The sequence below is a fragment of the Paenibacillus baimaensis genome (genome assembly GCF_025567575.1).
Map to the genome: position 1 here is coordinate 44,876 of NZ_JAOQIO010000012.1, position 14,313 is coordinate 59,188.

21 protein-coding genes are annotated in these 14,313 nt (G+C 42.9%); 19 read left to right on the top strand and 2 right to left on the bottom strand.

What is annotated here, in order from left to right:
* Positions 1-25: 25 nt before the first annotated feature.
* The 16 genes from OB236_RS06310 to OB236_RS06385 all read left to right on the top strand — a co-directional run bounded on the left by OB236_RS06310 (position 26) and on the right by OB236_RS06385 (position 10,543).
* Positions 26-679, top strand: a complete 654-nt coding sequence (locus tag OB236_RS06310) for an adenylate kinase (protein ID WP_076237426.1) — start codon at positions 26-28, stop codon at positions 677-679.
* Positions 676-1,422, top strand: coding sequence for a type I methionyl aminopeptidase (gene map, locus OB236_RS06315; RefSeq protein ID WP_076237423.1), 747 nt, complete (start codon positions 676-678; stop codon positions 1,420-1,422). The genes OB236_RS06310 and map overlap by 4 nt, the downstream gene beginning before the upstream one ends.
* Before the next feature lie 16 nt (positions 1,423-1,438).
* Positions 1,439-1,747, top strand: a complete 309-nt coding sequence (locus OB236_RS06320) for a KOW domain-containing RNA-binding protein (RefSeq protein ID WP_076237420.1) — start codon at positions 1,439-1,441, stop codon at positions 1,745-1,747.
* A 2-nt stretch (positions 1,748-1,749) separates the two neighbouring features.
* Positions 1,750-1,968, top strand: a complete 219-nt coding sequence (gene infA / locus OB236_RS06325; RefSeq protein WP_009676800.1) for a translation initiation factor IF-1 — start codon at positions 1,750-1,752, stop codon at positions 1,966-1,968.
* A gap of 145 nt (positions 1,969-2,113) precedes the next feature.
* The gene (rpmJ, locus tag OB236_RS06330; protein WP_003333770.1) at positions 2,114-2,227 is read left to right on the top strand and encodes a 50S ribosomal protein L36; all 114 of its coding nucleotides are present in this window, start codon (positions 2,114-2,116) and stop codon (positions 2,225-2,227) included.
* Between the two features lie 16 nt (positions 2,228-2,243).
* Positions 2,244-2,612: a 30S ribosomal protein S13 gene (gene rpsM / locus OB236_RS06335; RefSeq protein WP_076237417.1), complete on the top strand. Its 369-nt coding sequence runs from the start codon at positions 2,244-2,246 to the stop codon at positions 2,610-2,612.
* A gap of 21 nt (positions 2,613-2,633) precedes the next feature.
* Complete coding sequence (gene rpsK, locus OB236_RS06340) at positions 2,634-3,029, top strand: 30S ribosomal protein S11 (protein WP_076237415.1); 396 nt, start codon at positions 2,634-2,636, stop codon at positions 3,027-3,029.
* Positions 3,030-3,152: 123 nt separating this feature from the next.
* Entirely contained in the window at positions 3,153-4,097 is a 945-nt protein-coding gene (locus OB236_RS06345) for a DNA-directed RNA polymerase subunit alpha (RefSeq protein ID WP_076237413.1), read from the top strand.
* Positions 4,098-4,136: 39 nt separating this feature from the next.
* Positions 4,137-4,505, top strand: a complete 369-nt coding sequence (gene rplQ, locus OB236_RS06350) for a 50S ribosomal protein L17 (RefSeq protein ID WP_076237411.1) — start codon at positions 4,137-4,139, stop codon at positions 4,503-4,505.
* 91 nt (positions 4,506-4,596) lie between these two features.
* Entirely contained in the window at positions 4,597-5,373 is a 777-nt protein-coding gene (gene truA, locus OB236_RS06355) for a tRNA pseudouridine(38-40) synthase TruA (RefSeq protein ID WP_262683207.1), read from the top strand.
* Between the two features lie 208 nt (positions 5,374-5,581).
* Positions 5,582-6,019, top strand: a complete 438-nt coding sequence (gene rplM / locus OB236_RS06360) for a 50S ribosomal protein L13 (protein WP_076237407.1) — start codon at positions 5,582-5,584, stop codon at positions 6,017-6,019.
* Positions 6,020-6,037: 18 nt separating this feature from the next.
* Positions 6,038-6,430 carry a 30S ribosomal protein S9 gene (rpsI, locus tag OB236_RS06365; protein ID WP_076237405.1) on the top strand — a complete coding sequence of 131 codons (393 nt, stop codon included), beginning with the start codon at positions 6,038-6,040 and terminating at the stop codon, positions 6,428-6,430.
* Positions 6,431-6,640: 210 nt separating this feature from the next.
* On the top strand, positions 6,641-7,333 hold the full coding sequence (locus OB236_RS06370; RefSeq protein ID WP_262683208.1) for a phosphoadenylyl-sulfate reductase: 693 nt from the start codon (positions 6,641-6,643) through the stop codon (positions 7,331-7,333).
* Between the two features lie 22 nt (positions 7,334-7,355).
* A complete protein-coding gene (gene sat, locus OB236_RS06375; RefSeq protein WP_262683209.1) occupies positions 7,356-8,561 on the top strand; it encodes a sulfate adenylyltransferase in 1,206 nt (401 codons plus the stop codon).
* 67 nt (positions 8,562-8,628) lie between these two features.
* Positions 8,629-9,381: an N-acetylmuramoyl-L-alanine amidase CwlD gene (gene cwlD, locus OB236_RS06380; RefSeq protein WP_262683210.1), complete on the top strand. Its 753-nt coding sequence runs from the start codon at positions 8,629-8,631 to the stop codon at positions 9,379-9,381.
* A 55-nt stretch (positions 9,382-9,436) separates the two neighbouring features.
* A complete protein-coding gene (locus OB236_RS06385) occupies positions 9,437-10,543 on the top strand; it encodes an Mrp/NBP35 family ATP-binding protein (RefSeq protein ID WP_262683211.1) in 1,107 nt (368 codons plus the stop codon).
* Between the two features lie 88 nt (positions 10,544-10,631).
* Here OB236_RS06385 and gerD read toward each other — a convergent pair whose 3' ends face one another.
* A complete protein-coding gene (gene gerD, locus OB236_RS06390; RefSeq protein WP_076237391.1) occupies positions 10,632-11,297 on the bottom strand; it encodes a spore germination lipoprotein GerD in 666 nt (221 codons plus the stop codon).
* Positions 11,298-11,438: 141 nt separating this feature from the next.
* Between gerD and OB236_RS06395 the strand changes: the two genes are divergently transcribed.
* Positions 11,439-12,035 carry a KinB-signaling pathway activation protein gene (locus tag OB236_RS06395; protein WP_262683212.1) on the top strand — a complete coding sequence of 199 codons (597 nt, stop codon included), beginning with the start codon at positions 11,439-11,441 and terminating at the stop codon, positions 12,033-12,035.
* A gap of 34 nt (positions 12,036-12,069) precedes the next feature.
* Here the strand turns inward: OB236_RS06395 and pdaB are convergent, their stop codons facing one another.
* Complete coding sequence (gene pdaB, locus OB236_RS06400) at positions 12,070-12,855, bottom strand: polysaccharide deacetylase family sporulation protein PdaB (protein WP_262683213.1); 786 nt, start codon at positions 12,853-12,855, stop codon at positions 12,070-12,072.
* 146 nt (positions 12,856-13,001) lie between these two features.
* Here pdaB and OB236_RS06405 point away from each other — a divergent pair, with 146 nt between their 5' ends.
* Complete coding sequence (locus tag OB236_RS06405; RefSeq protein WP_262683214.1) at positions 13,002-13,607, top strand: stage II sporulation protein M; 606 nt, start codon at positions 13,002-13,004, stop codon at positions 13,605-13,607.
* A 185-nt stretch (positions 13,608-13,792) separates the two neighbouring features.
* Positions 13,793-14,011, top strand: a complete 219-nt coding sequence (locus tag OB236_RS06410; RefSeq protein ID WP_076237547.1) for a hypothetical protein — start codon at positions 13,793-13,795, stop codon at positions 14,009-14,011.
* The last annotated feature ends 302 nt before the right edge of the window (positions 14,012-14,313 follow it).

Here is a 14,313-nt window from a genome sequence, read left to right on the forward strand (position 1 = left end):
TTTGCTGTGATAGGGAGGAATCATTATGAACGTAATATTTATGGGTCCTCCTGGTGCAGGCAAAGGTACACAGGCGGAATCAATCGTCAATGAGTTTCAAATCCCGCATATTTCAACCGGCGACGCTTTTCGTTTAGCCATGAAGCAAGGTACGGCCCTTGGGTTGGAAGCAAAAAAATATGTGGATCAGGGTTTGCTTGTATCGGATGAAATTACGATTGGTATCGTAAAGGAACGACTTCAGCTTCCTGATTGTAAGTCAGGGTTTTTGCTTGACGGATTTCCAAGAACGATCGAGCAAGCGGAAGCTCTCGATAAGATCATGGATTCTTTAGGTTCAAGCATTGATCATGTTATAAACCTTCATGTTGATCGCAGCCTGCTTTTGGCGAGATTAACAGGTCGCAGAATTTGTAGATCTTGTGGTGCTACGTATCATGTCTTGTTTAACCCTCCTCATACTGAGAATGTATGTGATAAATGCTCAGGCGAATTGTACCAAAGATCAGATGATACCGAAGAAAAAGTAGGAACTCGGCTTGACGAGTATCTGAATAAAACAGCACCGCTTTTATCGTATTATCGTAACAAAGGAAATTTGCGTGAGGTTAACGGTGAGCAAGAAATAGGTACGGTTGCTGCACAAATCAGCTTACTATTGCGAGGTCAAGCGAAATGATCATTTGTAAATCTCCAGCTGAGTTGGACTTAATGAGAGAAGCAGGTCGAATTGTAGCCGAAACGCATCGCTTATTACAAAAGGCCGTTCAGCCCGATATTACAACCAAGGAGCTCGATCAAATCGCAGAAGGATATATTCGCAGTCAAGGAGCAATCCCATCTTTTAAAGGATACAACGGTTTTCCTGGAAGTATCTGTGCTTCAGTCAATGATGAATTGGTACATGGTATACCCGGACCGCGTAAGTTGTTGAATGGCGACATCATCAGTATTGATATCGGAGCTCAGTATAAAGGATATCATGGTGACTCAGCCTGGACTTATGGTGTTGGAACCATATCGGATACAGCCAAGAAGCTTTTGGAGGTAACTGAGCAATGCTTATACAAAGGACTAGAGGAAGCTAAACCGGATGCTCGGTTGTATACAATTTCTCATGCTATTCAAAAGTACGTCGAGAACGAAGGTTTTTCAATTGTTCGAGAATATGTTGGGCATGGAATTGGCTCCAAATTACATGAAGAGCCGCAGATTCCAAATTACGGTTTACCAGAACGAGGACCTCGACTGAAGCCGGGAATGGTATTAGCAATCGAACCCATGGTCAATGTCGGTGAACGTTATGTTAAGACACTGAAAGACAATTGGACGGTTGTTACAGTGGATGGCACACTGTGCGCGCATTTTGAGCATACCATTGCAATTACGCCGGATGGTTACGAAATATTTACGAAAGCCTAAAGCGTAGGTGAGCCTTGTGAATTCGGTAAACAAACCACAGCTTGGACAATTAGTTAGGATTATTCGCGGCAACGATTCCGGGAAGTACGCTGTCATCATAAATGTCGAAGACCAACGATTCGTGTGGATTGTAGACGGCGACAAGCGGAGATTCGACCAGCCTAAGAAGAAAAATATACTTCATCTCGAATTGTTACCAACGGTTAGCAGCGAAGTTGTGGAAAGCATGAGCGATAGCGGACGTGTAACCAATAGTAAATTGCGCTTTGTAATCAATAAGGTTGTGAACCAAATTCAATCAGAAGCACAAGAGAAAGGAGAATGACTGTGGCCAAAGAAGATGTTATTGAAGTTGAAGGTACAGTGATTGAACCTCTTCCGAATGCAATGTTTAAAGTGGAGCTGGAAAACGGTCATAAGATACTTGCTCACGTATCCGGTAAAATCAGAATGCACTTTATCCGGATCTTGCCTGGAGATAAAGTAACGGTGGAACTTTCACCTTATGATTTGACTAGAGGCCGTATAACCTATCGTTTTAAATAAATGTATGAACATATATACCTATGCCTACCAAGATAGCTCACTAAAGCTTTCTCGGCTCATGCTTACGAAGACAGTTTTCTCTTGAAAACTCAGCTTATGCTTACGAAGTCAGTTTGCTAAAGCAAACTCTTAGGAGGTAATAAAAATGAAAGTTAGACCGTCGGTTAAGCCGATTTGTGAGAAATGCAAAGTCATTCGTCGCAAAGGCAATGTAATGGTTATTTGCGAAAATCCGAAGCACAAACAAAAACAAGGTTAAGGAGGTGCTTGTATAAATGGCACGTATTGCTGGTGTAGACTTACCTCGTGAAAAGCGCGTGGAAATTGCCCTGACATACATTTTTGGTATCGGTAAAACAACATCCCAAAAGATTTTGGCCGAAACCGGTGTAAGTTCGGCAACTCGCGTTCGCGATTTGACCGAAGATGAAGTAAGCAAGCTTCGTGATGCTATTGACAAAACTGTCAAAGTAGAAGGCGACCTTCGTCGTGAAATTGCTCTGAACATTAAACGTCTAATCGAAATTGGTTGCTATCGTGGTGTTCGTCACCGTCGCGGTTTACCTGTTCGTGGTCAACGTACTAAAACAAATGCCCGTACGCGTAAAGGTCCTCGTCGTACTGTAGCTAATAAGAAAAAATAGTAAAGGGGGTTAACACTGAAAATGGCTAAACCTAAAAAAGTTGTTCGTACGAAACGTCGTGATCGGAAAAACATTGACACCGGAGTAGCACATATCCGTTCAACGTTTAACAATACCATCGTAACTATTACCGATCCTCACGGTAATGCAATCTCTTGGGCGAGTGCTGGTAACATGGGCTTTAAAGGCTCACGTAAAAGCACTCCGTTCGCAGCACAAATGGCTGCTGAAACAGCAGCTAAAGCGGCAATGGAGCATGGGATGAAAGTCGTTGAAGTTATGGTTAAAGGCCCAGGAGCTGGTCGTGAAGCAGCAATTCGTTCGCTTCAAGCAGCTGGTCTGGAAGTTAACCTGATTAAAGACGTAACTCCTGTACCTCACAACGGTTGCCGTCCTCCAAAACGTCGTCGTGTCTAATTGAGATTACGAAGAGTGGTATATTTATCCAAAAGTTGACAATACTATGTGGATAAGAATACTGCACGTTTTATGCGTCTTAAGTTATCCAGAGGGAAACGACGTTTTGAAGGAGGGTTATCATTGATCGAAATCGAAAAGCCGAAAATAGAAACCGTAGCATTAAGCGAAGAGGGCACTTACGGTAAGTTTGTTGTAGAGCCTTTGGAAAGAGGCTATGGAACAACTTTGGGAAACTCGCTGCGCAGAATTTTGCTGTCCTCCTTACCGGGGGCGGCGGTTACCTCGGTTCAAATCGACGGAGTGCTGCACGAGTTTTCAACCGTTCCTGGTGTTAAGGAAGATGTCACTGAGATTATCCTTAACTTAAAGGGACTTTCGCTTAAAATTCATTCCGACGAGGATAAAGTGTTGGAGATTGACGCTGAAGGCGAAGGAGCGGTCGTAGCTGGCGATATTCGTGGTGATAGTGATGTTGAAATCCTTAATCCGGATTTGCACATTGCTACACTTTCATCCGATTCCCGTCTTCATATGCGAATTCACGCAAATCGTGGACGTGGATATGTACAAGCGGATAAGAACAAAAAAGAAGAGCAGCTTATCGGTTTAGTACCGATTGATTCGATTTACACGCCAATCACTCGTGTCAATTACAACATCGAAAATACTCGCGTAGGCCAGGTTACCAATTATGATAAACTGACTCTTGAAGTGTGGACCGATGGAAGTATTCGACCTGAAGAAGCTGTAAGCTTGGGCGCCAAAATTTTGACTGAGCATTTGATGTTATTCGTCGGTTTGACTGATGAAGCTAAAGATGCTGAGATCATGGTTGAAAAAGAAGAGGACAAAAAAGAGAAAGTGCTTGAGATGACGATCGAAGAGCTTGATCTTTCAGTTCGTTCTTACAACTGTTTGAAGCGCGCGGGTATTAATACCGTACAAGAATTGATTACGAAAACCGAAGAAGATATGATGAAGGTTCGTAATCTTGGACGCAAGTCCCTTGAAGAAGTTCAAGAGAAGCTCGAAGAGCTGGGTCTTGGTCTTCGAATGGAAGACTAGACGTCAACGATTATTAAGCATAAGGAGGTTACACATACAATGGCACAACATCAAAAGTTAAGTCGTGATTCCAGTTCACGTAAAGCATTATTTCGTGACCTGGTAACGGATCTGTTCATTTATGAGCGTATTCAAACGACAGAAGCTAAAGCAAAAGAATTACGTTCTATTGCAGAAAAATTAATCACTTTGGCAAAACGCGGAGATCTTCATGCACGTCGTCAGGTGGCTTCCTTTGTTCGCCGCGAAGCAGCGAATGAAAACCAGGACGCTATCCAAAAGCTGTTTGCTGATCTGGCTCCTCGCTACGCGGAACGTCAAGGCGGTTATACACGTATCTTAAAGCTTGGACCACGTCGCGGCGATGCTGCACCAATGGTTTACTTAGAGCTAGTAGATCGTGCATAAAGGGATTGGAAAGGGTGGACAGGATCTTATGATTCTGCTGAAGCCCTTTTTTTTGTAGCCTCAGCTTATGGATATGAGACGGAGGTTAGCCTTGAGAAATATATGCATGACCGTAAGCTATGACGGAACGGCTTATCACGGCTTTCAGACACAGCCAAGCAACAACACGATTCAGGACATTCTGGAGCGTGCGATACGTTCTCTGACGGGTGAGACGATCAAAATAACCTCTTCTGGACGTACCGATGCAGGTGTTCATGCCAGATGCCAGGTTATCAACTTTATCACCTCATCCCCGATTCCTCTCGTTCGTTGGTGCTTGGCTTTAAATACGCTTCTGCCTGCTGACATTATCGTTAGTAACGCAAGGCAGGTCGATGATAATTTCCATTCGAGACGCAGTGCAGACTGCAAAACCTACCGATATACCATCCGTTGCGGCAAACACCCTGATTTATTTCGTCGTAACCAGGAATACTTCCATCCTACACCATTGAATACGGAAGCCATGCAATCAAGTTTGCCCTGTTTGGTGGGAGAACATGATTTTACGTCTTTCTGCTCAATTCGTTCTACCAAGAAGTCCAATGTACGGACGATATATGCCGTCTCATTGGAATGTGAACCGATGGATCCCATTTTGCAATCATATGGTATTCATATTCATGTGACCGGAAATGGTTTTTTATACAATATGGTTCGAATTATTGTCGGTACGCTGATCCAGATCGGAGAAGGCAAACGATCAGCTGATGCAATGAGCGAGATTCTGGCTATACGAGACCGTGCTTTGGCCGGACCAACCGCTATGCCTCATGGGCTGATGCTCTGGGAAGTTTTATACGATAACGATGAGATTAGTTCTTGATTTAATCTTCCGTACGTAGTATAATACAACTTGGCGTTTCTTGATCGGCTAACCCACGGCCCCGGATCAAGCAGGAGCCGTATAAACCATATTAATTAAATGATACAGATAAATTGGATGATGAGATGACAGGTTGTCTCGGTATCAAAAGCGAAACTGTGTCATCAATCAATTACCGATATGCAAAATGTTTAGGAGGAACAACGAAATGCGCACGACATACATGGCTAAGCCTAATGAAGTAGAACGCAAATGGTTCATTGTTGACGCTACAGATAAAACTCTGGGTCGTCTTGCAAGCGAAGTAGCAGCATTAATTCGCGGCAAACACAAACCACAATTCACACCTCATGTGGATACAGGAGATTTTGTTATCGTCATCAATGCAGAAAAGATTCATTTAACAGGTAAGAAATTGCAAAACAAAATGTACTACCGTCACTCCATGTACACAGGCGGTTTGAAAGTAACATCCGCTCAAGACATGATTGCTAACAAACCAGAACGTGTCCTTGAATTGGCAATTTTCGGAATGCTTCCGAAAAACCGTTTAGGTGATGCAATGAAAACGAAACTTAAAGTATATGCAGGATCCGAACACCCGCACCAAGCACAACAACCAGAAGTCTGGGAACTTCGCGGTTAGTTAAAAGGAGGCTATCTTGTGGCACAGGTTCAATACTATGGAACAGGTCGTAGGAAGCATTCGGTAGCTCGCGTACGTCTAGTACCAGGCGAAGGCCGAATTGTGATCAACAAACGTGAATTGGATGAATATTTTGGTTTAGAAACTTTAAAGCTTATCGTTAAGCAACCATTGAATCTTACAGAGACTTTGGGTCAATACGATGTATTGGTTATTGCTAACGGTGGAGGTATCTCTGGACAAGCAGGAGCGATCCGTCATGGTATTTCTCGTGCATTGCTGAAGGTAGATCCTGAATTGCGCGGATCGTTGAAAAAAGCGGGTTTTCTGACTCGTGATCCACGTATGAAAGAGCGTAAAAAATATGGATTGAAAGCCGCTCGTCGTGCTCCTCAGTTCTCCAAGCGTTAAGATATACACATATCGAACAAAAAAAGTCTTTCTGCCGTTTTGGTGGAAAGGCTTTTTTTGTTATGCATTTGCATATCGATATAGTAGTCGTTTTACTCCTAATGGCAAAAGAAAAATTTAATTTGACAAAAAGTCTGGCGGCATTATAATGAAATTATACAAAGAAAGCATATTAATATACTCGGAATTAATTATTTGGGAGGAATTGTAATGAATTTATTTGAAAAAGAGCAGTGGATTCAGGAAGCAGCGGAGCATTATGAGAATCAGTCGGCAGAAACATTGATCGAACTGGCTGTAGAGAAGTTTCCCAATATTACATTAGCCTGTAGTTTCGGCGCAGAGGATGTAGTATTAGTTGATATGCTGCAGAAGCTGAGTCCAAAAACAGACATATTTTATTTAGATACAAATGTTCATTTTCAGGAAACGTACGATACACGTGATAAATTGCAGCAGCACTACGGTTTGGAGTTTGTCCAAGTACTTCCAAAGTTAACTTTAGACGAACAGGCTGCACAATTTGGTGACGAGCTTTGGATAAGCAGTCCGAATCAATGCTGCAATATAAGAAAAGTTGATCCATTAACCGATATTTTGAAAAATTATGATGCATGGATTACTGGTATTCGCCGGGATCAGGCACCGACACGTGCTAATTCCAAAAAAGTTGAATATGATACCAAGTTTGGTTTAGTAAAATTCAACCCATTGGCTAGCTGGACAAGTGAAGACGTATGGAATTATATCCGCAAAAACAATGTTTTGTATAATCCATTGCACGATAACAACTATCCAAGCATTGGCTGCACGCATTGCACACGTCAAGTCGCTGCTGGTGAAGATCCTCGGGCCGGGCGTTGGGCTGGCAATGAAAAAACAGAATGCGGACTTCACAAATAATTATAAAGGAGATTTGCAACCTATGACCGAAACGATTCAACCTCATGGAGGCACGTTGATCAACCGAATCGTGGAAGGTGCAGAGAGAGAGCACCTGCTGGAGCTTGCCAAAACTTTGTACACACTTAAAATAAGTGCATGGGCTATCTCGGATCTGGATTTGATTGGGGTAGGAGCATTTTCACCACTTACCGGCTTTTTGGGAGAAGAGGATTATCAATCTGTTGTTGAACGGATGCGCTTGGCTGACGGTACGGTATGGAGTATTCCGGTAACTCTTCCTGTTGAGGCCCATATTGGTAAAGGCTTTTCAATCGGACAGCAAATCGCACTGGTTGGTGAAGCAGATGACGTTATATATGGCATTCTGGACGTTCAAAGCGTCTATAGTGTCGACCATAAGCATGAGGCTGTAAATGTGTTTAAAACCGACGATTCTGCCCATCCTGGCGTCCAAAAATTGTTTTCCCGCCCTGCTACCCATTTAGGTGGATCCGTGCAGGTATTAAACAGACCCAAAGCAGAGAAGTTTGAGGAGTTTTATTTCGATCCCGCAGAAACCCGCCGCTTATTTGTTGAGAAGGGCTGGAAGACGGTTGTTGGTTTTCAAACCCGTAACCCTGTGCATCGTGCTCATGAGTATATACAAAAAACAGCGATGGAAATCGTGGATGGTCTGTTTCTAAATCCGTTGGTAGGCGAAACGAAGTCTGATGATATTTCGGCTGATGTTCGTATGAAAAGCTATCTGGTATTGCTGGAAAACTACTATCCGAAGGATCGTGTATCCTTAGGGGTATTCCCGGCAGCCATGCGTTATGCAGGACCTCGGGAAGCGATTTTTCACGCAATAGTTCGCAAAAATTACGGCTGCACGCATTTCATCGTAGGTCGTGATCATGCAGGTGTGGGCGACTATTACGGCACGTATGAGGCTCAAGAAATATTTAGCAATTTCAGCAAGGAGGGGTTGGGCATTACCCCGTTGTTCTTTGAGCATAGCTTCTTTTGCAAAAAATGCGGTAACATGGCTTCAAGTAAAACATGTCCTCATGACGCTTCAGAGCACTTGCATTTGTCCGGTACCAAGGTTCGCGCCCTGCTGCGTGATGGACAATGTCCACCAGTTGAATTTACTCGACCAGAAGTAGCTCAAGTGCTGATTGAAGGCATGAAAGAGCCGGAATACGAAGTATACAATCAGACGGAATCACGCTTACAGTCATAAGGTATATTTGTCCACCTCAACCCATATAGATGATACAGAATCTATAGGGACTTGAGGTGGATTTTTGATGTGGAAAAAAAGGAAGCGAATCGTCATATGGCTCACTCTGCAAAGCGGCTTAAAGATCGGGCTCTCAGCTCTGCTTATTGCCCTCATGCTGATTATGTTTAGTTACGAATTGCCCGCAACCAAAACATGGACATATTGGACAATGCCCTTGTCTGGAAAGGTCATTGCACTTGATCCAGGCCATGGTGGCCCTGATGGAGGAGCGGAAAGCAAGGATGGAACTGTAGAAAAGGACATTAACCTGAACATTGCACTGCACCTCCGAGATTATTTGCAGGAAGCCGGCGCACTCGTGGTAATGACCCGAGAGGACGATAAGGATTTAGCAGACTCCTCCACCAAGGGCTACAGTAAGAGAAAGACCGAGGACCTTATGAATCGTGCACAATTTATTAATCAGAAAAAATCGGACTTGTTCCTGAGTGTCCATGTAAACAGCATACCCTCAACTAAATGGTCTGGGGCACAGACGTTCTACTATCCTAATCATAAAGACAGTATTGTATTGGCGACGTTCATCCAGGAGGAACTGAAAACCAATCTGAATAATACAGAGCGTATCGCAAAGCCAGTAGGTAATGTGTTCTTGTTAAAAACTTTGCAAATGCCCAGTGCCTTGATTGAGGTAGGTTTTCTATCGAATCCTCCGGAGGCTGACAAGCTGAAGAGTCGTAATTATCAAAAGAAACTCGCGGCTGCTATCTATCAAGGTGTACTCAGATATTACTCAGGTGAAAAAGTGGGTTTATAAACAAACTATGTTATAATAACACTCAAGTATGAATACAGATTGCTGGGGTGAATCTATGGTTACGAAGGAACAATTATTAGATGCAGTCCGCTCAATTCATGATCAGGAGTTTTTGCTGGATTTGGTGGAGCTGCATTTTATTCGAGATATGGTTATTAAAGAAGAGCATGTCGCAGCTACGGTGCTGTTGTCCAACGAAAGTGAAGACTACCGAACAACTCTGGAAAATCAAATTACAGCCGCTTTTCAAAAAGTGGGTGCCCAAGAGGTGCATTTACGCTTCCGAGGGGTATCTGAATTTGATCGGAATGAAGCGTCGCGCAAAATCCAGGAGGCTGCTTCGGCACAAAAGCAAGCAGATACACCCAAGGAACCTACCGATCATCCAGTAAACGCACCTGCTCGTAATATATTAGATGCTGCAGAGGGTGTGCAGTTCATAGCTATTGCAAGTGGCAAGGGCGGAGTAGGTAAATCCACCGTTACCGTTAACCTGGCAGTAGCGCTTGCAAGATTGGGCAAAAAAGTAGGCCTTATTGATGCAGATATTTATGGCTTCAGTGTGCCAGATATGATGGGGATCGACCATAAGCCTGAGCTTATTGACAATAAAATCGTGCCGATTGAGCGATTTGGAGTTAAAGTAATCTCTATGGGCTTCTTCGTAGAGGACAATACGCCAGTCATTTGGCGTGGCCCGATGCTTGGTAAAATGCTGCGGAACTTTTTCCAGGAAGTGACCTGGGGTGATGTCGAATACGTTTTGTTGGATTTACCGCCCGGTACAGGTGATGTTGCCTTGGATGTACATCAGATGATCCCGCAAAGCAAAGAAATTATTGTCACAACTCCACATGCTACTGCAGCTTTTGTTGCTGCAAGGGCTGGTGCTATGGCTATACATACCGAGCATGAAATTATTGGAATCGTTGAAAATATGTCTTATTACAAGGATTCTAGTGGAGAGAAGGCTTATGTATTTGGTAGAGGTGGTGGCGGCAAGCTGGCAGAAGAGCTGCATACAGAGCTGCTTGCTCAAATCCCTTTGGGTGCGCCTGATAATCACCCTGCTGAGTCTGATTATTCACCATCGGTTTACAAAGCTGAATCCGAAACGGGTAACCTATATAAAGAACTTGCACTAAAGGTCATTAATAAATAATACAGAAATAAACAGACCGTCCGAGATCGTAATCGGGCGGTCATTTTTTTGTGAGTTGTTTTGAACTGCTTTTTCGGGCCTTCTCGAATTATTTCTTCTGATTACCACCGCCGCCGCTTTCCTGAGAGCCGCCGCCACTCTGACTTTCTCCTCCTGACTTACTCTGCCCCTTGGGTTGTGATTCTTCCTCAAGCACCTTTTTCATCACATTCATTAAATCAAGACGAAACAACGGACTTTGCATGGATTCCTGAATGACGGTTTTGGTCTGCTGTCTATAAGGAGTGCTTTTCAACGTATCCAGAAGCATTTTTTCAAAATCCGGATTTTTCATGGTACTGACCAGTGCTTGCTGATATTCAGGGTCTTTCATCAAATCCTTTTGCAGCTGCTTCATTTCCTTTTGAATCGCCTTGGCAAATTCACCAGCAAATTTAGGATCAGTAATAACCGTTTGTAAAAATTTATTATTGCTCGTATCGGTAAGTACGTCCTTAACCGCAAGTTGAATGTGCTGGGCATCACCGGCTGACAATAACTTTAACTGACCTCCGTCTTGTGCAGCTGCTTTTTGCGATGCTGTGAGTATAGCCTTTTGCCCATCCTCGGTTTTTAATATGTCGAGCACCATCGTTTTGGTATCCTTGTAACCGCCGTTTTGCGATTGTGAAGAGCTGCTATCCGAGCCGCAAGAAGATAATACCATCCCAATAAGAATGAGAAGAACAACCTGACGCAACCATTGAGATTTCATGACTTCGTGGCTCCTTTCATGATTTGTTGTGTGTAGTATTCGCCAAAATGCCTTATTTGAAATCCCCTCCCCATTAGCTTTTTATTGAGAAGGTTGGTACAATTAGCATCAGAAAAGACGCATGTGCTGGGGGTAAAAGTTGTGACATTACGTAAATGGTTTTATTTATTCTGGACGACACTTGTGATTGGGGCTGTAGCAGCTTTAATTATCGGTTTTATTTTACAGTCCACCGATCAGAAGATAAGTGTGCTTAATGGTAATGAAATTGGTTTTAACATGGTGACGATGCTGCTTGGTGGGGCCATGATCAGCGTTCTCAGTCAAATGGGTTTTTTCTCTTACTTGATTGTTCGTTTTATAGTGATGGGCATGATAAGAGCTAAATGGATTACAGATACACTGCAGTTGATCTGTGTCCTTATTGCCTTGGTCGATTTGGTGTTTCTAAGACATGAAGATGCGCAAGAAAGCTGGCTTACCTACATGATGCTGCCGCTTATTTTACTTGTTGTCGCGTTCTCCACTTCTTGGTGGAAGGTGAAGCTGACCAACAAAAATGGATTTATCCCTACATTATTTTTTATGACAGCCGTTACGGCCATCGAAGCAGTACCAGCGCTCAGGATCAATAGTGCAGCTTCAACTCTCTTTATGATGATCCCTTTGCTTGCTTGCAATGCATGGCAAATATTGATTTTATCGAAAGTGCTAAAAACAAACAAAGAGCCGCTGTGACGGCTCTTCTTAATTTCTATTAGTCAACACTGAATTATTGAAGCTGTTTCATGGCTTGGTCTTCGACGGGTGGTTTGTTGCGAACCTCTGTTTGCTTCATCAGCTCACTGACCGTAACGAACTCATAGCCTTTGGCGCGAAGCTGATCGATAATGACGGGCAGCGCTTCGTGAGTTTGCTTGACGGAGTCGCTGGCATGCATAAGTACGATGTCTCCGGGGTGAGCCTTGGATACAACACGATTAATAATATTATCGACGCCTTTATTCATCCAATCCATAGAATCTGTATCCCATTGGATGACCGTGTAATTAAGCTCGTTAGCGATGCGGAGCACTCTTTTGTCAAAATCACCGTTAGGTAACCGGATCAGATTCGGATTTTTACCAGTAACCTGGTTTAAGATTTGGTTGGCTGTTTTAATTTGTGTCCGAATCTCATCGTCGTTGAGACTGCTGTAGTTTACATGCTTATGCCCGTGACTCCCAACCTCCCATCCACCTTTAACAATTCGCTGCACCATCTCGGGATGATCCTTACTCCAGGGTGAAGAGAGGAAGAAAGTAGCGTTCTTTACCCCTTTGTCCTCCAAAATTTTGAGGATAGGTTCGGTTCGTTTGTCTCCCCAGCTGATGTCAAAGGTAAGTGCTATCCACTTTTTCTCGGTTTGTACACTATAAATGGCTGCAGGCTCACTTTGCGAAAAGACCGTCACTTGATCTCGCTCTGAATAAATAATACCAATTGCAAAAATGATCGCTACAGCAATAATAAAAACTTGCTTAATTTTTTTCCCGTTCACCACATAAAAGTAATTCATGAACCTAACCTCCCGGCAGCCCTGCTTACCAAGAAGGGCTTGTATATTTTGCATTTAATACAGTGTATGCTGGGACAAGGAAGATATGATAAGAGCTTGGCTACTACTTGTAAGACCATAGAATAAACGTAGGGAGATGAGAAATCATGAATAATATAAGAATACAACTCAAGCTGATGAAGCATTATTTTATCGCGGCGACACTTGTCTTTGTTGTTGGGATGATACTTGGAGCGGGATTTTCGGATTCATTCCAGACTTTTATTGAAACACAGTTAAAAGCCTTGGAGCAGCTTACACAATCAATGGCTGACAAACCGAATCCGCAATGGTCGATGTTCTGGCTGATTTTTTGGAATAATGTATTGAAGACGCTGCTGGTCATCGCATTAGGCGCTTTTTTTGGGATATTACCGTTGTTTTTTTTACTAACGAACGGATTACTGCTCGGTTATATAGGAGCTTTGTCTGCACATAAAGAATCGCTGCTCTTTGTTTTAAAAGGTATCGTCCCTCACGGCATTCTTGAAATTCCGGCGATCATCATTGCAGCTGCGTTTGGTATGCGCCTGGGTGTTCTGATGATGAAGTCTTTAGCTGCTCTAATAAGCCCGAATAGACCGAATGCTTATAAAGAAGAGCTGCTTGGCTTTGCTAAGGCGATAGGTCCTGTCGTGATCGTGCTTGTTGTTACATTGACCGTAGCTGCGCTGATCGAAAGTACATTTACCTACTGGCTTGTAAAAAGTTAACGCGTATACCGCATAAAAAAACTAAATATGTGCATAACAGTAAAGCAGACGAGCTGCTTAACTGGCTTAGGCATGCAGGTTTAAAGCGCGAAGTGAATTTGGATGGATCAGTGCTTTAACATTGCATGCTTTTTGGCGTCTTCAGATGGTCAGGATAACTTCAGATGAAAGGGGCATTGAGGCTGATGCTCGGTTTTTTGTTTAATGCAAGGGAATGCAGTGAGCTCGACTACGTGTTAAAAAAAGAATTGGATGAAATGCTGTTCGACTTAAATGATAAAAAATTGGATAATGAAGTCAAGAAAGCGATTGAATCCCGTTACAAAGTGATTTTTCGAATGTATGCAAGGCTGGCTTCGCCCAGAGAAATTTCGAAATATGCGAGGAATAAAATGCAACGTTAAAATAATTGAAATGAATTGCTTGACTTATACAGCAGGGGTATGATACATTACATCTCGCCGCTAAAAACGGTACAAGCATAAAACCAACAAGATCAAGCCTGTTATCCTTAATTTCAAAAAAAAGCTTGCATTGAAGTAGGTTAGTGTGGTATATTAAAAAAGTCGCCGCTAAAATTAAATGATTAATAACATTTAATTAAAGTGAACGCATATAGTGAGTGAATATAATGTATGATTAAATGATTGTCCTTTGAAAACTGAATCAACGAGTGAGTAAATAGCAGTACAAGAGAATGCAAATT

Excerpts from the sequence above, each read along its gene's own strand:
- OB236_RS06310 (WP_076237426.1), top strand. The coding sequence starts at position 26 with ATGAACGTAATATTTATGGGTCCTCCTGGTGCAGGCAAAGGTACACAG.
- map (WP_076237423.1), top strand. The coding sequence starts at position 676 with ATGATCATTTGTAAATCTCCAGCTGAGTTGGACTTAATGAGAGAAGCA.
- rpmJ (WP_003333770.1), top strand. The coding sequence starts at position 2,114 with ATGAAAGTTAGACCGTCGGTTAAGCCGATTTGTGAGAAATGCAAAGTC.
- rpsM (WP_076237417.1), top strand. The coding sequence starts at position 2,244 with ATGGCACGTATTGCTGGTGTAGACTTACCTCGTGAAAAGCGCGTGGAA.
- rpsK (WP_076237415.1), top strand. The coding sequence starts at position 2,634 with ATGGCTAAACCTAAAAAAGTTGTTCGTACGAAACGTCGTGATCGGAAA.
- rplQ (WP_076237411.1), top strand. The coding sequence starts at position 4,137 with ATGGCACAACATCAAAAGTTAAGTCGTGATTCCAGTTCACGTAAAGCA.
- rplM (WP_076237407.1), top strand. The coding sequence starts at position 5,582 with ATGCGCACGACATACATGGCTAAGCCTAATGAAGTAGAACGCAAATGG.
- OB236_RS06370 (WP_262683208.1), top strand. The coding sequence starts at position 6,641 with ATGAATTTATTTGAAAAAGAGCAGTGGATTCAGGAAGCAGCGGAGCAT.
- sat (WP_262683209.1), top strand. The coding sequence starts at position 7,356 with ATGACCGAAACGATTCAACCTCATGGAGGCACGTTGATCAACCGAATC.
- cwlD (WP_262683210.1), top strand. The coding sequence starts at position 8,629 with ATGTGGAAAAAAAGGAAGCGAATCGTCATATGGCTCACTCTGCAAAGC.
- OB236_RS06385 (WP_262683211.1), top strand. The coding sequence starts at position 9,437 with ATGGTTACGAAGGAACAATTATTAGATGCAGTCCGCTCAATTCATGAT.
- gerD (WP_076237391.1), bottom strand. The coding sequence starts at position 11,297 with ATGAAATCTCAATGGTTGCGTCAGGTTGTTCTTCTCATTCTTATTGGG.
- pdaB (WP_262683213.1), bottom strand. The coding sequence starts at position 12,855 with ATGAATTACTTTTATGTGGTGAACGGGAAAAAAATTAAGCAAGTTTTT.
- OB236_RS06405 (WP_262683214.1), top strand. The coding sequence starts at position 13,002 with ATGAATAATATAAGAATACAACTCAAGCTGATGAAGCATTATTTTATC.
- OB236_RS06410 (WP_076237547.1), top strand. The coding sequence starts at position 13,793 with ATGCTCGGTTTTTTGTTTAATGCAAGGGAATGCAGTGAGCTCGACTAC.